This is a genomic window from Paenibacillus sp. IHBB 3054 (genome assembly GCF_051594305.1).
GTDB lineage: Bacteria > Bacillota > Bacilli > Paenibacillales > Paenibacillaceae > Paenibacillus_AQ.
In genome coordinates this window covers 126,396-145,475 of the sequence record NZ_JBOFBG010000001.1, presented here as the reverse complement: position 1 = coordinate 145,475, position 19,080 = coordinate 126,396, and the positions used below count along the sequence as shown (strand labels likewise).

The following is a 19,080-nucleotide window of genomic DNA, read 5'->3' as shown; positions in this document are numbered from 1 at the left end:
GCGGTACACTGGGAAATGCCAGATAGTTGCGTATGCAACTATCTCTAAAAACTGATTCAAGAGGGTGTTAGTTATGAGTTCCATTGCCGCAACCTATCAGGATGATGCCGCCATCCAGAAGAAACGCTGGATTATCCTGATCGTCTTAAATCTTTTTACCTTTATGTCAACGCTTGACGGAAGTATTGTCAATATTGCTTTGCCGGTGCTGGTGAAGCAGCTGAACCTGCCGGTGGCTCAGGTCGAATGGGTAACGACAGGGTATCTGATGGCTATTTGCGCAGTCATCCTGCTTTTCGGGAAGCTTGGAGATATGCTCGGCAAGATCCGGATTTTCAAAATCGGCACGATCGTCTTTATCGTCGGTTCGCTGCTCTGCGGGCTGAGCACAAGTTTGCCTTTCCTTATAATATCGCGTGTGATTCAGGCGATCGGGGCCTCCATGACCATGGCGAACAGCCAGGGGATTGTGACGGATATTTTCCCGGCTACAGAGCGGGGCAAAGCGCTGGGGCTTATCGGCACCTTCGTATCGTTGGGGAGTATTGCCGGACCGAGTCTGGGCGGGATTATTGTTTCAACACTGGGCTGGGAATATATTTTCTGGGTAAACCTTCCGATTGGCCTGATTGCCGTTGTGCTTGGATGGAAGGTTCTGCCTAAGGATCTGGTACGGGTAAAATCGAAAATCGACATTCCCGGAAGCATGCTGTTCGCGGTGTTTATCCTAACGCTGTTTGCCGGACTGCTGCTCGGGCAGCAGCTTGGGTATGGGGATGCCCGCATCCTCACTGCGCTGATCATCGCAGTTGCTGCATTTATTGCTTTTATTACCGTAGAATTACGCCGCACGGAGCCGCTGCTGCAGCTTTCGCTGTTCAAGAACCCCTTATTCTCACTCAGCATTTTGTGCGCATTTCTCGTGTTCGTGGCCAACTTTTGCTTCAACATCATTGCCCCGTTCTATGCGCAGAACATGCTGAATCTGTCGCCTTTTTATGCCGGATTTCTGCTTATGCTGTTTCCGATCTGCATGGTGGTGGTTTCGCCGGTCAGCGGAGCCTTGTCCGATAAGATCGGTTCCGAGTTCCTGACCTTTGCCGGACTAATCGTGATGGTTATCGCCCAGTTTGGGCTGGCCCGGCTGCATGACGGAAGCTCTGTGCTATTGGTCGGATTGTGGATCGCGATGCTCGGTGTCGGCAGCGGCTTGTTCCAATCGCCCAACAATTCACTCATCATGTCCAAAGTGCCGCGGACACAGCTCGGTTCCGCAGGCAGCGTCAACTCGCTGGTCCGCAATGTGGGCATGGTTGTCGGCATCACCATCGCCACCTCCATCCTGTTTAATGTGATGAGCAGCAAGGCAGGGCATCGGGTAACCGATCTGGTTCCGGGCCGTCCGGATATTTTCCTCTCGGGGATGCATGTTGTATTTATGACTTCCTCGGCAATTTGCCTGGTCTCGGCACTGCTTACCGGCTGGCGGCTGATCACGGCAAGAAGAGACAAGAGAGCAGCAGCTTAACTTGAACAAATTTATTGAAATAGGTGTCACAAAATAATCCGCCCGATTGTCTACAGTATTGTAAACACATTGAGGAGGAGATTATGATGAGTTTGAGATTTAATTACAGAGAAGTGAACGCGCCTGCTTTCCGGGCAATGATGTCGCTGGAGCAGCATACCGCAGGCCGGGGCAGCGATAAGTTGCTTACTGAATTAGTCAAAATACGGGTATCCCAGCTGAACGGCTGCGCCTTCTGTCTGGATATGCACGCCAAGGATTTGCTGAAGCTGGGTGATTATCAGGACAAACTGCTGCTGGTCACGGTATGGCGCGAGGCGCCGATCTTTACGGATAAAGAGAGAGCTTTGCTTGAGCTTGCCGAAGCTGTCACACATATCAGTGAAGCCGGCGTGCCTCACGATGTATATGAGAAGGTCCGGGAGCATTTCAGCGAAGAAGAATTTGTGGATTGGATTATGGCGATCAATACGATCAATTGCTGGAACCGGTTAGCGATTTCTACAGGAATGTATCCGGGAGCTACCCTCTAAGTCGCTGAGGATAACTTCAGGAGCAGGAGGAGGAGTGCCGTTGAAACCACAAAGCAACGAGGCCGACACAAGGTTAACTGCATCTCAAGCACCGGGGATGGAGGAGCTGTTTCTCAGTTACAAGGCTTACGCCTTCTCCATAGCTTACCGGATGCTCGGAACAGCGGTTGATGCGGAGGATGCGGTGCAGGATTGCTTCGCCGAGCTGCAGCGGCGTGACCGGACCGGCATTCACAATATGAAGGCCTATGTGGCAAAAGGCATTACCAACCGCTGCCTGAATATGCTGAACTCGGCGCGCAGCCGTAGAGAGACCTACATCGGCGAGTGGCTGCCTGAGCCGGTAAGCGAGCCTTATGACGGACCTGAGGCAGCAGCGGAACGTAAGGATACGCTGTCGTATGCGTTTCTGGTGCTGCTTGAGCGGCTGTCGCCCACTGAACGGGCGGTATTTGTACTTCGCGAGGCCTTTCAGTACGATTATGGGGATATCGCAGAGATGCTGGGCAAAACGGAAGCCAATTGCCGGCAAATCTTTAGCCGGGCCAAGCGCACGCTTCAGGCCGAGCCTTCTGCAGCCATGGCCGGGCCCGGGACAGGAATGGCGAGGTCTGGCCTGCTGCGGCGCTTTACCGATGCTTTTACCGCTTATGATGTCAGTGCGATGCTGGAACTGCTGTCCGATCATCCCGTGCTTGTTGCCGACGGCGGCGGCCAGGATGTCCATACGATCCTTAGGCCGATGGTTGGCCGCAAGGGCGTGCTGGCGCTGCTGACCTCGCGCCGGGTGCTGAACCGGCTGCGGGAATTGGAGCCGTCTGTAGAAACCGTCAACGGCGAAGAACAACTGGTATTCAGGCAGGATGGCGAGGTTAAAGCCGTGCTATGTCTGGTGTTGGACCGGGCAGGGGAGCAGATTCAGAGCTTCTATCTGGTTGTAGGACCGGAAAAGCTGGGTCATGTCTTCTAAGCCGCGAGCTGTTCTATCACCCGGTTGGTTTATAAAAAGCGCCGCCCACCAGTAATGAGGTGAGGCGGCGCTTTTGTGCAAATATTAGTTCTTGAAGCTGTGGATTGGAGCGGGAATACGTCCGCCCCGGTTCACGAACCCGGCGCAGTTAAAAGGATTCACCGCCATCACCGGGGCGTAGCCGAGCAGACCGCCAAATTCGACCATCTCGCCGACTTCCTTGCCGATAACCGGGATCAGGCGGACGGCGGTTGTCTTGTTATTGACCATGCCGATTGCGGCTTCATCAGCGATAATGCCGGAGAGGGTTTCTTTGCTGGTGCTGCCCGGAATGGCAATCATGTCGAGGCCGACGGAGCAGACGCAGGTCATCGCTTCAAGCTTCTCCAGCGTCAGCGCACCGCGCTGAACAGCCTGGATCATGCCATGGTCTTCACTGACCGGGATGAACGCGCCGCTAAGTCCGCCGACATAAGAGGAGGCCATGACGCCGCCTTTTTTGACATTATCGTTCAGGATGGCGAGTGCTGCCGTGGTGCCGGGAGCTCCGGCTTCTTCGAGGCCCATGACCTGGAAAATCTCGGCGATGGAGTCACCGACCAAAGGGGTGGGTGCCAGCGACAGGTCAATGATGCCGAACGGCACATCCAGCCGTTTGGAGGCTTCCTGTGCAACAAGCTGTCCTACACGGGTCACCTTGAAGGCGGTTCGTTTGATCGTCTCGCATAGCGATTCAAAGTCCTGGCCCTTTACTTCTTCCAGTGCGCGCTTGATTACACCAGGGCCGCTGACCCCAACGTTGATCACGCATTCCCGCTCGCCCACGCCGTGAAACGCTCCGGCCATGAAGGGATTGTCCTCAACGGCGTTGCAGAAGACAACCAGCTTGGCGCAGCCGATGGAATCACGGTCCTTGGTGCGTTCCGCTGTCTGGAGGATGATGTCGCCCATTAGCTTCACGGCATCCATATTGATCCCGCTGCGCGAGGAGCCTACATTCACAGAGGAACAGACTCTTTCCGTCACAGCCAGCGCTTCAGGGATGCTGTCGATCAGAATCCGGTCCCCTTTGGTGCAGCCTTTCTGCACAAGCGCCGAGAAGCCGCCAATAAAGTTGACGCCCACTTCTTTGGCCGCCTTGTCCAGAATTTCGGCAACCGGCACATAAGTATCCGTATGCACGGAACCGGCTGCAATGGAGATCGGGGTGACGGAGATCCGTTTATTGACAATCGGTACGCCGAATTGCCGTTCCAGATCCTCACCTGTCTTCACCAGCTTCTCGGCGGACCGGGTGATTTTGTCGTATACATTCTGGTTAAACACCCGCAAATCCGTATGGGCACAGTCCATCAGGCTGATCCCCATCGTAATGGTGCGGACATCCAGGTTCATTTCGCGGATCATTTTATTCGTTTCCTGTACTTCCACAAGTGAAATCATCCCTATCTCTTCCTTTCGCTGCTAGCTAGATGCGGTGCATAATATTGAAAATGTCCTCGTGCTGGAGCTTGATTTCAACGCCGATTTCTTCGCCCACCTGCTGCAGGTCCTCCACAATCTCTTCAAAAGACTTGCTTGGCGCGGAAATATCCACAATCATCATCATGTTGAAATAGTCCTGCACAATCGTCTGCGAAATGTCGAGAATGTTCAGATTGTGGCCTGCAAGGTAGGTACAGACTTTGGCGATAATCCCTACTTTGTCTTTTCCCAGTACTGTTATAATCCCCTTCAATGAAAAATCCTCCTATTTATCTATTCTCTGTTCATCCGCCGCATTAACGGAATGAACCGTTGCAATTATTATTGCAAATGATGTCGCAGTCATCAACCAAAGGTTTTTTGTCGGTCTGATTATAAATTTGATCTTATGCCCTAATTTCATTAGAATACAGTTGACAGTGTTAAAAATATATGATCAACTGAGAGATTTACATAATCGTCTGAAGGAGTAACTATGACAACGAGAAAATACAAAGAGCTGGTCGAGCAGCGTACCAGGCAAACCCTGCAAAAGTGGTCGGAACAGCCAGACGTCGAGGAAAAGGAAATCTACCGCTTTTTGCATAATTTGAAGGGCACGGCCGGAACGGTAGGCCTTCACCTGGTGGAGGAGTATGCCGGCAGCACATTGCTTTATTTCTCGGATGAATCTTATAAAAATTGGACAGAGGCCGAGTGGGGGGATTATTTGTATCCTTTGCTGGGACTTTTTGATGAGCAATTGATGAACGGAACATTACCTGTCCCGGGTTTGCAAGCGGCAATGTTGCCGGACGGCAAGAAGCAATACGAAATTCTGCTCATTGATGATGATGTAGAGCTGGTGGCTTTTTTAAGGGAATCGCTGGAGAAGCAGTCCTATTTTGTGAGTATTGCATTATCCGCCGAACGGGGACTCAAAATTTTTTATGAAAGCAAGCCGGACATGATCCTGCTGGATATTCAGCTGCCCGATCAGAGCGGGATTGATGTCCTGAAACAAATCATCGGCAAGGCGAAGAAAGAGCGTATTCCGATTATTATCGTCAGCGGTGAACATTCCAAGGATGTGCAGATGTATGCCTATTCGCTGGGCGTGATGGATTATATCCCGAAGCCTGTAGATATTGATTTATTCCTGGTACTTATTAAGAACCGCTTTGAGCTGAAGCTGGAATGGCAAAAATCCATAATTGTGGATGAGCTGACCGGGGCTTTTAACCGCAAATATTTTAATCAGACGATGAAACAGCTGATCTCTGACTTTAGGCGGACCGCGCGGACATTTTCGCTTGCGTTTATGGATCTGGATTACTTTAAACATGTGAATGACAGCTACGGCCATCTGGTTGGAGATGAGGTACTCCAGACTTTTTCCGAGCTGGTGCTGAAATCAATCCGGGTGGAGGATACCTTCTGCCGTTATGGTGGTGAAGAGTTTGCCCTGTTCATGCCCAATACCGATGCCGCATCGGCCATGCTTGTCATCGAGCGGATTCAGCAGCAGTTTTCCTTAAAAGAGTTTTGGGCGAAAAATGAACGGTTTAATGTTTCCTTCTCCGCCGGGATCACAGAGGTAACGGAAACTCACCTCAATGCCGATAAACTTATTGACGAAGCGGATCAGGCGCTGTATGCCAGCAAACATGCCGGCAGAAACCAGACCACATTATATGACGAGCATCTGCCGGCAGGCAAGCTGGAATCGGTTCTGAATGTCATCATTGTTGATGATGATGCGCTGATCCGCAGAATAGTGACCCATCAGTTTCAGACTTGGGAGCCGGAGGGCATCGCCAAAGTGAAAGTAAGCAGCTATTCGAACGGACCGCAGTTTCTCGAATCGGACTGGTATGCTCCCGAGGAGAAATGCATCATCCTGCTTGACGGCATTATGCCGGAGCTGGATGGGCTGGAGGTGCTTGAGCGGATCCGCGGCAGTTATCCGGAAGTGAATATTCTTGTGATTATGGTGACCGGGCGGAACGACCAGCGGGATATTATACATGCCCTGCAAATGGGCGCCGATGATTATGTCATCAAGCCGTTTCACTTGCCGGAGCTGCTCTCAAGAATTGAACGGCTGGCCCACAGATTTTTGTTCTGAAACATTTAGCGCTGAAACGCTGATAATGGTTTAGGGTACATTGAAAGGTGAGAGAGAAAGATGCAAAAAGTACTTGTAGTAGATGATGAAGACGTTCTGCGCATGCTGATTGAAGATACGCTGGAGGACCTCGAAGATGTGGAGATTCGTACCGCTGAAAATGGGGTTGAGGCGCTTGCCAAGCTATCGGATGATCTCTACGATCTGGTGATATTGGACTATATGATGCCGGAAATGACCGGCATAGAAGTTTTGTCTGAGTTGGACGAGGAAATGAAGAACTCCACGCCGATAATGATGCTGACCGCCAAGGCGCAGGAAATGGACCGGAGCAGAGCTAGGGAGGCTGGAGCGCGTTATTTTATGCCTAAGCCGTTCAGTCCGACAGAGCTCCTGCAGATCGTGGAGGGTATTCTTGGTGAAAAGAAAAAAATTCGTTAATTTGAGCATCAAAGATAAATATTTCCGCATTATTTCAAGCTTATTCGTTATTGTCGCGTTGATTGGGATGATCTTGTTCTTCTATATAACTTCGCAGCAGAACAAGTTGAGCCATGACCGTGAAGTGCTGCAGAACAAGGCGGAGACGATCAATGAGCTGGCAACGACGCTAAATGATGTTTTTTTTCGGGTCAGAGGCTACACGGCGCTGAAAAATGAAAATGAGCTGAACCTCGCTTATGAAGCGCTGCAGAAGCTGGGGGAAGTTCTTGATACGTATTCCCGGCTGAAGCTGTCCCCGGAAGAATTGCAGTTCAGGGACCAATTGACGGCATACAGTCAACATTATCAAAAAGTTACGCTGCCTAAGGCGATCGCTCTGGTCGAGCAAGATAATTATGTTGAGCTGCGGGCGCTTGCAGAGGACGGCAACACCCAGGCAGTTAACAAATTTCTATCCTACACAAAGCAATACAAAGAGCGTTCAGATGCACAATTGAACGAAATGGCTGCCGATTCCATTAAGCAAGCCAATAGGTTTACCATTGCGGCGTTTGTATTGAGCAGCTTCCTGCTGCTTTGCTTCACCCTGATGATCTGGAGGATTCTGAAGGTTCTAATTGATCCGATCGTGAAGCTGGAAGAGGCAACGATTTCGCTTGCGGAAGGCCGGTCTGTATTGCTAAGCAAGCTTCAGAGGCAGGATGAAATCGGCCGGCTCTATGAAGCATTCCTGAATATGGCGAGAAGCATACAGGACAAAGAGGAAGAGCTGACGATGCAGAACGAAGAACTGCATGCGCAGCAGGATGAGCTTCAGGATCAGCAGTTTAAGCTGGAACGGTCTTTAAGCGAGATCGAGAGCATGATGAAGGCGCTGGATCAGTCCTCCGCAGTCGCCATTCTTTCGAACAAAGGCGTATTCACCTATGCTAATGAGAATCTGAGCGAGTATACGGGGTATAAGAACCCGGAGATCATCGGTTACACCTTCAGGCTGTTCGAGCTTTATAATATTTCAGGTGATCAGGCGCAGCAAATTCTCCGCAAGCTGACCACGGGCGGGGTATGGAGCGACGAGATTCAGATTCGGGCCAAGGACGGTTCGGTGATCTGGCTGCATTTGACAGCGATGCCTTATCTGAATGATGAAGGCCATGTCTACCAGTACATTCTCATCGCCAACAATATTTCTTCCATGAAAAGTGTGCAGCAGGAGCTGGCGGATACCCTGAAGAAGACGGAACAAACCAAGATTCTGCTGGAGCGGAGCAATCAGCTTAACCATGACATTACCTATACCCTGGACAAGCAGGAGTTCGCCGATAAGTTTCTCCGGTTTATGAATGAGCAATATGCGTTCGACTCGAGCTTTTTTCTGATGGTCAAAGACAAAATTGCCGTCGTTAAAGGCGTACCTCTGGAGAATGTGGAACGTTATCTTGACAGTGATAATAATGATATGCTCTTTCGCATGCAAACGGAGAAATCCTATATTACTAAACGTCCGGCATCCTTACGGGAGCAGGGCATTTCTCCGGAAGGCATTTATGCCTATGATTACTACACAACGGTTGTAAATGCTGATGATGAGGTGCTGGCTATATTCTGCGGTACCCGGATCGGACATTCCTTTGGCGAAGAAGAAATCGACGAGATTCATGGCATGATGAACCGGGTAGCGCTGGCTATTGAGCGGCTGTTCATGTATGAAGAAATCGAAGATGGCCGGATGCTGAACAGGGACATTGTCAATAACGTCAATGAAGGGATTCAGTTTGTCCAAATGGACGGAACGATGCTGCAGATGAATAAAGCCCTTAGCGAACTGTTCGGGTACGGTGAATGGACTGAAGGGGAAGTAATCCTTAAGGAACGCTGGACAGAACATTTCATAAACAGGGCCAATGAGCAGGATGATCTGCAGCTGTTCTACCAAACCGCGATGTCCGAAACGTTCTTCGATTCCAGCACGATCAAATATTCCATAGGCACGGAAGCGATGAAACATGTGGAGGTGTATGCCATTCCGGTATTCCGCCGCGAGATCCGCTTCGGGACGTTGTTTGTGCACCGGAACATTACCCGGGAATATGAGCTGGATCTGATGAAATCCGAACTGGTCAGCACGGTCAGCCATGAGCTGCGGACACCGTTATCCAGTGTGCTCGGCTTCACAGAGCTGCTGTTATCCAGAACAATGAAGCCGGAGAAGCAGCTGAAATATCTGGAGACCATTCATAGGGAGGCGCACCGGCTGACCGATCTGATCAATGATTTTCTGGATCTGCAGCGTATGGAATCAGGCACCCAGCAGTACAATGCCGAGCCTGTCAATCTGAGCTCGCTTGTCCTCGGCGTTATTGACCAGTACAAACTGAGTGGCACCCACCATATTCTGCTGGAGGATGCAGCGCGGAATGCGGAGGTGGAAGTGGATAAGGACAAGATTGTCCAGGTACTGACCAACCTGCTTAGCAATGCGATCAAGTTCTCACCGAACAGCAATGAGATCAAGGTGCTGCTGCATAATGAACCTGAGCGGATTATTGTGGAGATCCAGGATCACGGGCTGGGGATTCCTAAGAATCAGATCGGCCATTTGTTCCAGAAATTCAGACGGGTAGACAACAGCGCGTCCAAACGGATCGGCGGAACAGGTCTAGGCCTGGCCATCTGCAAGGAAATCATTGAGAAGCAGAAGGGTGCGATCGGCATTGATTCGGTGGAAGGCGAAGGCACCACTGTATGGTTCAGTCTTCCGGTTCTGAATCATAGCGGCAGCCGGCATGAAGATGAGCCGTATAAATGGAATTCGGAGAAGGAAACGAAGCCGAACGTAATGATTGTAGAGGATGATTACAGTCTTTCCCTGCTACTGTCGGAGGAACTGAAGGGCAAAGGCTTCCGGGTGACACATCATTATCATCCGCAGCAGGCGTTTGATCAGGCACTGAAAACACCTTTTGTGGCGATTGTCGTGGATCTGATGCTGGGTGATGAGCTGGATGGCTGGGACCTGATCCGCATGCTGAAGGATGATGAGCGCACAGCGAACGTTCCGATAGTTATTTCCTCGGCGCTGGACAAAACAGATAAAAGTCTGATGAACAATGTTCAGAAGTATTTGACCAAACCTTATCCCCCTGGTGATCTGTCGGTTACCCTGCAGGAAATCATAGCGATTGAACAGGGAGCTGGAGAAGTGCTGTTTCCGGACAGCGGGCATGATGGGGAATAGGAGAATTATTTTGGAGCAGCACTTATCGAAGGAACAGGCCATGCACAAACGGCCTGTTTTTTTCTTGAAAAAAGCTTGCCTTATAGTGGACTCTAAGGCTTATAGTGGGAGGGAATGCGGACAACCATACAGGGATGAAAGGGAGGAATTGCGATGAAGTACAGTTATTTGGGAAAATCGGGTTTAAAGGTCAGCCAGTTATGTCTCGGCACGATGAATTTTGGTCCGGAGACCGAGGAGAAGGACGCCTTCAGGATTATGGATGCCGCATTGGATGCGGGCATTAACTTTTTTGATACTGCGAATGTCTATGGCGGCCAGGAACGGCGCGGCTGGACTGAAGAGATTATCGGACGCTGGTTTCAGCAGGGGGGCGGACGGCGCGAGAAGGTGGTGCTGGCGACCAAGGTTTACAATGACATGCTTGATGAGCAGGACGGTCCCAATTCAGGTTCGGGTTTATCCGCTTATAAGATCAGACGACATTTCGAGGGCTCGCTGAAACGTCTGCAGACCGATCATATTGAGCTGTATCAAATGCATCATATCGACCGCAATGTTTCCTGGGATGAGTTATGGGGTGCTTTTGAAATCCTGGTCTCCCAGGGTAAGGCGGATTATATCGGTTCCAGCAACTTTGCCGGCTGGCATATTGCACATGCTCAGGCGCAGGCGAAAGCGCGCCACTTCCTGGGCCTCGTCTCCGAGCAGCATCTGTACAATCTGCTCGAACGGACGCCGGAGCTTGAGGTGCTGCCGGCATCACAGGAACTGGGACTTGGCGTCATCCCGTGGAGTCCGCTTGCGGGCGGTCTCCTCGGCCGCAACGCGCTGGCCAAGACCGGCGTGCGCAGCGCCCGCTCCGCAAAGCTGGAGCAGCACCGCAGCCAGCTGGAGCAGTTCTCTGCCCTCTGCAAGGAGCTTGGCGAGCATGAGGACCAGGTAGCTTTGGCGTGGGTGCTGGCGAATCCAGCCGTGACTGCGCCCATCATCGGACCGAGAACTATCGAACAGTTCGAGGATTCGCTGCGCGTGACTGAAATCGTTCTGGATGAAGTTACGCTGAAGAAGCTGGATGAAATATTCCCGGGACCGGGACGTCCGGCTCCGGAGGCCTACGCCTGGTAAACCATTCAGTAAGATTCTGATAGAGTGGGGATATGTCCGAACACCGGGCATATCCTCTTTTTGGTTTCTTTAGTGGGAAACCGAGGAGACTACGGCAAACTCGCCTTCTTCAGTGATTTCAGCATAAGCTACAGCCTGCGGGCCCGAATATCCCAGTTTGCGCAGCTCGCCGTCCAACCAGGCCTCGTCATGGCCAAGTTCGCTTAGCGTACGCCGCTGAATGATCCCGTCCTCAATAATACTCTGGGGCAGCGTGGTTTCCTGTATGGCAACAGCCAGGTCCTCGCGGGTGGCTGCCTCGAATTGCGGCTTTTTCATAATGCTCAAAGTAAGCGACCTCACTGACAGAGAAAGTATCCTTAGCCCGCAGCATCATCCGCAGCTGGTCGAAGTCAAGGTTGTTCTTGCGCAGCTTGACCAGATCGATCTCTCCGTCACGGATCAGAATTTCCGGTTCACCCTCAAGCGGTTTGCGGAGCGCACGGATTCGCTGGGTAACCTTCTCGAACGTCAGGGATAATACGGTCCAAACAGCCAGCGTAAAGATCAGCATCAGCACGGAGTTTTCTGGCGTATATATGGTATCCCCGACCAAATCGCCCAGAATCACCGCAGAGATAAAGTCAAAGGGCGTCAAGGCGGAGATTTCCTTCTTGCCCAGCAATCTCGTCATTGCCCATAACCCGATAAAACCCGCGATCAGCTTGATGAATATCGCTCCGTATTCCATTTGGCACCCACCCTCAAATAAACGATTTATAATCTAAGAGTGTTTAACCATAACGCTTTCGAATGTAACATTTCTCCCAAAGGTGAATCCGGGTGGTGCTCTGTGATAAGCTGTCTTTAAGAACCCGTTAATGGAGTGAGCCTAACAGACGTGAAAGGGGCACAGAGATGCTTTTTTACCTGATTTCAATATTGGTGTTACTGGCGGACCAGGCTGCTAAATGGATGGTGCGGTTAAACATGCAGCTGGGGGAGACCATTCCGTTCTGGAACCCTTACGTGGAATTTACTTATTATGAGAACAGTGGTGCGGCCTTCAGTTCTTTTCAGGGTTTTGGGAAGTATTTCTCGATTGTTGCGGCAGTATTTGTAGTTGCGATTTTTTATTACCGGCGTAAAGGAGTGCTGCGAGGGCCCTTGCTTGAAGCCGCCAGCGGATTTTTGGTGGGCGGTGCTATCGGCAATGCTATAGACCGCGTAATTTTCCATCAGGTTACGGATTTTCTTGTATTCGGGGAAGGCGGCGGCATCATGAATTTGGCTGATCTGGCAATCAATGCCGGCGGCATCCTGATCGTGATCCATCTGATTATCGATCAGGTGAAGAGCAGCACGGCCAAGAGAAGACGGGTGAAAGGCAGCGGCACCGGACAGGCGTGACTGTTCTTACCCCCGGTTTTAAGTATAGGGTTGTCCTATTAGTCATTATTATGACTATGGACAACCCTATTTCTTTGGGATTTACTTATCGTTTGCTGCAATACATCGAACCTTTATTCCAGCGGACCGGCGTTTGATTCAAGTTCCCCGATGGCCCATTCGCAAAAGGCTACAGAAGATTCCATATCCATAACCCGCTTACGCAGCAGCAAATACCGCCCGAACGTCGTTGCCTTAAGCTCGCGGGTTTCTCCGCGCTCCTGGCACAGGGCTTCATTGGCTTTAATCATGAGGTTATACCGGTCCAGTTCACTCCTGCAGAATTCCGCACGCCTTACCAGCAGCGCCTTTGCCTCCTCCGGCCTTGCGAGCCACAGGCTGTACAGCTTGAAATGCAGTTCGTCCCGCAACACGGGGGGATCAGCCGGCGTCTCAACCCACTCCCGCAATTGTTCAAGTCCTGCTTCCGTGATCGTATATATTTTTTTATCCGGCTTATCTGACTGCTCGATCCGCTCGTAGGAGATGTATCCCTTCTGCTCCATACTCACCAGCAGAGGATAAATTTGACTATGGCCCGCCCGCCATAGCGGCTTAATGCTATGCGTTAACTCGTATCCGGACAGCGAGTTGGCAGTCAGCAGGGCAAGGAGCCCGTAAGACAGAGTATTCATTACTATGAGTTCCTCCAATCCAAATTAATCCGTTTTCATTAGGGATATTACTATTATGTCATCATTGACATATTGTAGATTCGATTATAACATTATTTAAGTTAACTCACATATGTAAAAGTAGACATATAAATAATGATGAGGAGGAACTGCCATGGAAGAGAACCATGAACGACGAGGCAAAGTTCCTTTTTGGCCGATTATGATTGCCATATTCTTCGGAAACTTTGTCTCTGTCTTAAGCACCACAACGATTAACATTGCTGTTCCCCTACTAATGAATCATTTCCATACCGGCTTGCACACGATGCAGTGGATGGTTACCGGCTTTATGCTGGCAACAGGTGTAACGGCACCTTTGGCCGGTTATCTTGGCGGCAGATTTAGTTATAAGAGACTTTATTTGTTCGCTTTATCGGGCTTTACACTGTTCTCCCTGTTATGCGCCGTAGCGGGTAACCCGCTGATGCTGATCATTTTCCGGATGCTTCAAGGCTCATGCAGTGGACTGATTATGGCCTGCACGATGACGATTATCTTTCAGGTCATTCCGATTGAGCGCCGACCGTTCGCCGTCAGCCTGTGGTCGCTGTCCGCAATGGTTGCGCCGGCCATCGGGCCGACCTTCAGCGGCTGGCTGCTGCAGTATGCCAGCTGGCACTGGCTGTTCCTGATTAATATCCCGGTGGGACTTGTGGCTATTATATTAACCCAACTGTTGATCCCTTACTACCGGATGAATGTACCGAAGTCATTCGATGTTCCCGGGCTGATTACGGTGGTGACGGGCAGCCTGGCGCTTCTGACTGCTTTTAGCCAAGGCAGCAGCTGGGGCTGGGGTTCCTGGAGAACTCTGTTGTTAATCGCTGCCGGGATCGTTCTGCTCCTCTTGTTTGTCCTGCGTGAATTGCGGACGGAAGTGCCGCTGCTGAATCTGCGCGTATTTCAGAACCGGCGGTTCACGGCTATGCTGTGCATCTATAGTCTGGTAACGGTAGCGATGTATGCCGGCACTTACTTAACACCGCTTTTCCTGCAGACTGTGCAAGGCGCCACGACGCTCAAAACAGGGCTGATTCTGCTGCCTTCATCCATCCTGCTGGCATTGTTAAGCCCGGTTGTGGGCAAGCTGTATCCCAAGTTCGGTCCGGTGAAGCTGATTTCCGCAGGAATTGCCTTTATCTTTGCCGGTTTGTTTATGCTGAGCAGGCTGCATGTGGATGTTTCGCACAACTTTATTTTGTGGGCGATGGTCGTGCGCAATCTGGGGATCGGTCTGGCCAATGTCCCAAGCAGCACGGCATCCATGGAGGAAATTCCGGTGGAATGGTCAGGTCATGCCACTTCGATCAACAACTGGGTGCGCAATGTATTAAGCTCATTGGCCATTGCCGTATTTACCTCACTCTTGTCGAGCAGATCCGTGATTCACTCCAAAGCGCTCGTTGAGTCCGGTGCAGCGAGTTCCGATTTGATCACCCTGCTCTCATTTACAATGGGAGTAAATGATGTATTTGTCGTTGCTGCCATCATCGTGCTGTTTGGTTTTCCGCTCATGCTTCTGCTGCGCCGCAAAGGCGGAACAACGCCTTTCCAAATGCAGACCCATGTCCGTAAGATCGCGAATCAGTAATCAAAAGCTGAATATTAAGTATCATTTTATCTAATGCAAGTTATCATTAATTATAATGAAGCTGCTTAAATCGGGGTCATTTACTCTGATTTAAGCAGCTTTTACGCATTTTATAGACAATATTACTAATAAAACCAAATTTTATGATAAAGAGAGTTCGTTGATCGTTTCATCTAATTATGATAGCCTGATCACATGAGGTTAAGAGGGAACTAGATTCCATGTTAAGGAGAGGTCGATATTGGTGCAACTACAAGTTACGAACAGTCCATTTAACGAGAACCAGGTTGAGCTTCTGAACCGCCTTCTGCCGACATTGACAGAGACGCAGCAGATCTGGCTTGGCGGATATTTGTCCGCGTTGTCTTTGCAGGGAAATGCGGCAGCGGTTTCCACTGGCACGTCGCTGCAAGCAGAGGGGATTGCGGCAGTCGCCTCCCCGGCGGCACAGCCGCAAATCTCCCGCGAAGTGACGGTGCTGTTCGGCTCCCAGACCGGCAATTGCCAGCGTCTGTCGTCCAGCATGTCCCGCAAGCTGGAGGAGCAGGGCTTCCAGGTTACCGTATCGGCAATGAACGGCTTCAAGCCGAATGGGCTGAAGAAGGTCGAGAATCTGCTGCTGCTGGTCAGTACGCACGGAGAAGGCGAACCGCCGGATAATGCCCGGGCCTTCCATGAATTTATCTATAGCAAGAGAGCGCCCCAACTGGATCACCTGCGTTATTCCGTACTGGCGCTCGGCGACACCTCCTATGAGTTCTTTTGCCAGACCGGCAAGGATTTCGATCAGCGTCTCGAAGAGCTGGGCGGACGGCGTCTGAGCCCGCGTGTCGATTGTGATCTCGATTACGATGAGGCGGTAGCTGAATGGTTCCAGCAGGTCATCAGCTCACTTAGCGGTCCGCAGAATGCCCCGGCAATTGCCGAGGAAGCGGTACAGGCAGCTGAACATGCGGAGTCGCCGGATTCAGCCTATTCACGCAACCATCCTTTCCATGCTGAAGTGCTGGAGAATCTTAATCTGAACGGACGCGGCTCTGACCGCGAGACCCGCCATCTGGAGCTGTCGCTTGCCGGCTCCAATCTGAGCTTCGAGCCGGGCGACTCGCTGGGAGTGTACCCGGAGAATCATCCTCAGCTGGTGGCGGATATTATTGCCGCTATGGGCTGGAATAGCAATGAATCTGTTCCCCTTAATAAGAAGGGGGAGGAAGGCACTCTGCGCGAAGCGCTGCTGCGTCATTATGAAATTACAGTCCTGACGAAGCCGCTGCTGGAGCAGGCGGCACAATTGACCGCATCGGCAGGGCTTCATGCGCTGCTTGCTCCGGATCATCAGCAGGAGCTGAAGGCATATATCCAGGGACGTGATCTGCTGGATCTGGTCCAGGATTTCGCACCATGGGAAGTGCCTGCACGCAGCTTTGTAACCATTCTGCGCAAGCTGCCCGCAAGACTGTATTCGATCGCTAGCAGCTATAACGCGAACCCCGATGAGGTTCATTTCACGGTTCGCGCGGTGCGGTATGAGTCACATGGCCGTGACCGTTACGGCGTCTGCTCGGTCCATTGCGCTGAACGGGTACAGCCGGGCGATACCCTCCCGATCTATATTCAGAACAACCCGAATTTCAAACTTCCGGCCAATTCCGAGGTTCCCGTGATTATGATCGGGCCGGGTACGGGGGTAGCGCCATTCCGTTCCTTCCTGGAAGAGCGGGAAGAGCAGGGTGCAAGCGGCAGAACTTGGCTGTTTTACGGTGACCGGCATTTCGTGACCGATTTCCTCTATCAGACGGATTGGCAGAGAATGCTTAAGGATGGCGTGCTGAACAAGCTGGATGTCGCGTTCTCCCGGGATACGGAAGAGAAAGTATATGTACAGCACCGCATTTTGGAACAGAGCCGTGAGCTGTATGCCTGGCTGCAGGAAGGTGCGCATGTGTATGTATGCGGCGACGAGAAGCATATGGCACATGATGTTCATTCCGCACTGGTTACTGTGATCCAGCGGGAGAGCGGCCTAAGCCCGGAAGAGGCAGCAGCTTACCTGGAGCGCATGCAGCAGGAACAACGTTATCAGCGCGATGTGTATTAAGGGAGGAGAGGTTCAGCTATGGCGAATAATGAATCAGCGGTGAAGCCGATCGGCGGCCCGCCTAGTGATGTTGAACATATAAAGATCGAGAGCAACTACCTGCGGGGCGCACTTGTGGAGACACTGCGCAACCCGGTAACCGGAGGACTGCCAGAGGATGACAACCGGCTGCTTAAATTTCATGGCAGCTACATGCAGGATGACCGGGATTTGCGCAGTGAGCGTGAGCGCTCCAAGCTGGAGCCGGCCTATCAGTTCATGCTGCGTGTGGTGGCTCCGGGCGGAGTCGCTACTGCGGCACAGTGGCTGGTCATGGATGAGCTGGCCCATAAATATGGCAACGGCACACTCCGTTTGACGACACGACAAGCGTTTCAAATGCACGGTGTACTGAAATGGAACCTGAAAAAGACGATCAAGACCATTAACGATACGCTCATGACCACACTCGCAGCCTGCGGAGATGTCAACCGTAACGTGATGAGCGCCCCGAATCCGTATCAGTCCGAAACGCATGCTGAAGTATACGAATGGGCCCGGAAGATCAGCGATCATCTATCCCCGCGTACTCCGGCATACCATGAAATCTGGCTGGACGGCGAGAAGGTTGTGGACAGCAAGGAAGGCGTAGAAGTGGAAACGATCTACGGTCCGGTCTATCTGCCGCGCAAATTCAAAATCGGTCTGGCAGTGCCGCCCTCCAATGACGTCGATGTCTTCTCCCAGGATCTTGGCTTCATCGCGGTATTGGAGGAAGGCAAGCTGGCCGGATTTAATGTTTCGGTTGGCGGCGGGATGGGCATGACGCACGGTGATACGAACACCTATCCCCAGCTTGGGCGGGTGATCGGCTTCTGCCGGCCGGAGCAGATGATTGATGTGGCGGAGAAGACGGTCACGATTCAGCGTGACTATGGCAACCGCTCCGTCCGCAAGAATGCCCGTTTCAAATATACCATCGACCGCCATGGTCTGGATTGGTTTACGGGCGAGCTGCATCACCGGCTGGGCTGGCAGCTGGAGGCTGCCCGTACGTTCCATTTCGACCATAACGGCGACCGTTATGGCTGGGTGAAGGGCATCAACGGTAAATGGAATTTGACGTTGTATATCCAAAGCGGGCGGATTCAGGACCAGGAAGGGTATCCGCTGATGACCGGACTGCGGGAGATCGCTAAGATACACACCGGGGATTTCCGTCTGACGCCGAATCAGAATCTGATTATTGGCAATGTGAGCAGTGCGAAGAAACGTAAGGTGGACGAACTTGCCCGGCAATACGGTTTGACCGACGGAGCACAGCACACTGCTCTGCGGCGCAGCGCTATGTCCTGTGTAGCTTTGCCAACCTGTGGTCTTGCCATGGCCGAAGCGGAACGTTATCTTCCCCTCCTGCTCGATAAGCTGGAGCTGATCATTGATGAAGCGGGCCTGCGCAACGAAGAGATTGTCATCCGCATGACCGGCTGCCCGAATGGCTGTGCCAGACCGGCACTGGGTGAAATCGCCTTTATCGGCAAAGCTCCTGGCAGATATAATATGTATCTGGGTGCGGGCTTTACCGGAGACAGGCTGAACAAGCTGTACAAGGAAAATATCGACGAGAATGAAATTCTTGAAACGCTGGGGCCTATTCTTCACCGCTTTGCCAAAGAACGCGCGGCGGGCGAACATTTCGGAGATTTTGTTATCCGCAGCGGCTATGTGAAGGCCGTCACCTCGGGGCTTAATTTCCATGACTGACTAACAAAGGAACCTGTTCTCCAATGCAACACGGAGGATGGGTTCCTTTTGTTTTGTGGGGGAAATGAGGATTGAACTTGAAATTTTCTACAGCGATTCGCGGTTAATTT

Annotated in this window: 14 protein-coding genes and 1 pseudogene; 11 read left to right on the top strand and 4 right to left on the bottom strand. The window is 51.6% G+C overall.

Annotation, left to right across the window (positions count from 1 at the left end; genetic code table 11):
- The first annotated feature begins 73 nt into the window (after positions 1–73).
- The 3 genes from ACQ76X_RS00740 to ACQ76X_RS00730 all read left to right on the top strand — a co-directional run bounded on the left by ACQ76X_RS00740 (position 74) and on the right by ACQ76X_RS00730 (position 3,031).
- Positions 74–1,528 (top strand): MFS transporter, encoded by a 1,455-nt coding sequence (locus tag ACQ76X_RS00740; RefSeq protein ID WP_438490944.1) that lies wholly within the window; start codon positions 74–76, stop codon positions 1,526–1,528.
- Positions 1,529–1,614: 86 nt separating this feature from the next.
- Positions 1,615–2,061, top strand: a complete 447-nt coding sequence (locus ACQ76X_RS00735) for a carboxymuconolactone decarboxylase family protein (protein ID WP_438491582.1) — start codon at positions 1,615–1,617, stop codon at positions 2,059–2,061.
- A gap of 97 nt (positions 2,062–2,158) precedes the next feature.
- On the top strand, positions 2,159–3,031 hold the full coding sequence (locus ACQ76X_RS00730; protein ID WP_438491580.1) for a sigma-70 family RNA polymerase sigma factor: 873 nt from the start codon (positions 2,159–2,161) through the stop codon (positions 3,029–3,031).
- Positions 3,032–3,115: 84 nt separating this feature from the next.
- Here ACQ76X_RS00730 and ACQ76X_RS00725 read toward each other — a convergent pair whose 3' ends face one another.
- Together ACQ76X_RS00725 and ACQ76X_RS00720 are read right to left on the bottom strand one after the other, a co-directional pair.
- Positions 3,116–4,471, bottom strand: a complete 1,356-nt coding sequence (locus ACQ76X_RS00725; RefSeq protein WP_438491578.1) for a PFL family protein — start codon at positions 4,469–4,471, stop codon at positions 3,116–3,118.
- 28 nt (positions 4,472–4,499) lie between these two features.
- The gene (locus tag ACQ76X_RS00720; RefSeq protein WP_019910116.1) at positions 4,500–4,769 is read right to left on the bottom strand and encodes an ACT domain-containing protein; all 270 of its coding nucleotides are present in this window, start codon (positions 4,767–4,769) and stop codon (positions 4,500–4,502) included.
- A 222-nt stretch (positions 4,770–4,991) separates the two neighbouring features.
- Here ACQ76X_RS00720 and ACQ76X_RS00715 point away from each other — a divergent pair, with 222 nt between their 5' ends.
- The 4 genes from ACQ76X_RS00715 to ACQ76X_RS00700 all read left to right on the top strand — a co-directional run bounded on the left by ACQ76X_RS00715 (position 4,992) and on the right by ACQ76X_RS00700 (position 11,433).
- Entirely contained in the window at positions 4,992–6,623 is a 1,632-nt protein-coding gene (locus ACQ76X_RS00715; RefSeq protein ID WP_438490943.1) for a GGDEF domain-containing response regulator, read from the top strand.
- Positions 6,624–6,683: 60 nt separating this feature from the next.
- Positions 6,684–7,064, top strand: a complete 381-nt coding sequence (locus ACQ76X_RS00710) for a response regulator (RefSeq protein WP_438490942.1) — start codon at positions 6,684–6,686, stop codon at positions 7,062–7,064.
- Complete coding sequence (locus ACQ76X_RS00705) at positions 7,042–10,305, top strand: ATP-binding protein (RefSeq protein ID WP_438490941.1); 3,264 nt, start codon at positions 7,042–7,044, stop codon at positions 10,303–10,305. The genes ACQ76X_RS00710 and ACQ76X_RS00705 overlap by 23 nt, the downstream gene beginning before the upstream one ends.
- 153 nt (positions 10,306–10,458) lie before the next feature.
- A complete protein-coding gene (locus ACQ76X_RS00700; protein WP_038594198.1) occupies positions 10,459–11,433 on the top strand; it encodes an aldo/keto reductase in 975 nt (324 codons plus the stop codon).
- 69 nt (positions 11,434–11,502) lie between these two features.
- Here the strand turns inward: ACQ76X_RS00700 and ACQ76X_RS00695 are convergent.
- Positions 11,503–12,106: pseudogene (locus ACQ76X_RS00695) on the bottom strand (DUF421 domain-containing protein).
- 224 nt (positions 12,107–12,330) lie between these two features.
- Between ACQ76X_RS00695 and lspA the strand changes: the two are divergent.
- Entirely contained in the window at positions 12,331–12,822 is a 492-nt protein-coding gene (gene lspA, locus ACQ76X_RS00690) for a signal peptidase II (protein WP_438490940.1), read from the top strand.
- 113 nt (positions 12,823–12,935) lie between these two features.
- Here lspA and ACQ76X_RS00685 read toward each other — a convergent pair whose 3' ends face one another.
- Positions 12,936–13,496 (bottom strand): PadR family transcriptional regulator, encoded by a 561-nt coding sequence (locus ACQ76X_RS00685; protein ID WP_438490939.1) that lies wholly within the window; start codon positions 13,494–13,496, stop codon positions 12,936–12,938.
- Between the two features lie 154 nt (positions 13,497–13,650).
- Between ACQ76X_RS00685 and ACQ76X_RS00680 the strand changes: the two genes are divergently transcribed.
- The 3 genes from ACQ76X_RS00680 to cysI all read left to right on the top strand — a co-directional run bounded on the left by ACQ76X_RS00680 (position 13,651) and on the right by cysI (position 18,970).
- Positions 13,651–15,129 carry an MDR family MFS transporter gene (locus ACQ76X_RS00680; RefSeq protein WP_438490938.1) on the top strand — a complete coding sequence of 493 codons (1,479 nt, stop codon included), beginning with the start codon at positions 13,651–13,653 and terminating at the stop codon, positions 15,127–15,129.
- 244 nt (positions 15,130–15,373) lie between these two features.
- Entirely contained in the window at positions 15,374–17,227 is a 1,854-nt protein-coding gene (locus ACQ76X_RS00675) for an assimilatory sulfite reductase (NADPH) flavoprotein subunit (protein WP_438491576.1), read from the top strand.
- An 18-nt stretch (positions 17,228–17,245) separates the two neighbouring features.
- Complete coding sequence (gene cysI, locus ACQ76X_RS00670) at positions 17,246–18,970, top strand: assimilatory sulfite reductase (NADPH) hemoprotein subunit (protein WP_438490937.1); 1,725 nt, start codon at positions 17,246–17,248, stop codon at positions 18,968–18,970.
- Positions 18,971–19,080 lie beyond the last annotated feature (110 nt).

What these genes read in the sequence shown, in the direction of transcription:
- ACQ76X_RS00715 (WP_438490943.1), top strand. Translation starts at nt 4,992, where the DNA reads ATGACAACGAGAAAATACAAAGAGCTGGTCGAGCAGCGTACCAGGCAA.
- ACQ76X_RS00685 (WP_438490939.1), bottom strand. Translation starts at nt 13,496, where the DNA reads ATGAATACTCTGTCTTACGGGCTCCTTGCCCTGCTGACTGCCAACTCG.
- lspA (WP_438490940.1), top strand. Translation starts at nt 12,331, where the DNA reads ATGCTTTTTTACCTGATTTCAATATTGGTGTTACTGGCGGACCAGGCT.
- ACQ76X_RS00735 (WP_438491582.1), top strand. Translation starts at nt 1,615, where the DNA reads ATGAGTTTGAGATTTAATTACAGAGAAGTGAACGCGCCTGCTTTCCGG.
- cysI (WP_438490937.1), top strand. Translation starts at nt 17,246, where the DNA reads ATGGCGAATAATGAATCAGCGGTGAAGCCGATCGGCGGCCCGCCTAGT.
- ACQ76X_RS00700 (WP_038594198.1), top strand. Translation starts at nt 10,459, where the DNA reads ATGAAGTACAGTTATTTGGGAAAATCGGGTTTAAAGGTCAGCCAGTTA.
- ACQ76X_RS00680 (WP_438490938.1), top strand. Translation starts at nt 13,651, where the DNA reads ATGGAAGAGAACCATGAACGACGAGGCAAAGTTCCTTTTTGGCCGATT.
- ACQ76X_RS00710 (WP_438490942.1), top strand. Translation starts at nt 6,684, where the DNA reads ATGCAAAAAGTACTTGTAGTAGATGATGAAGACGTTCTGCGCATGCTG.
- ACQ76X_RS00730 (WP_438491580.1), top strand. Translation starts at nt 2,159, where the DNA reads ATGGAGGAGCTGTTTCTCAGTTACAAGGCTTACGCCTTCTCCATAGCT.
- ACQ76X_RS00740 (WP_438490944.1), top strand. Translation starts at nt 74, where the DNA reads ATGAGTTCCATTGCCGCAACCTATCAGGATGATGCCGCCATCCAGAAG.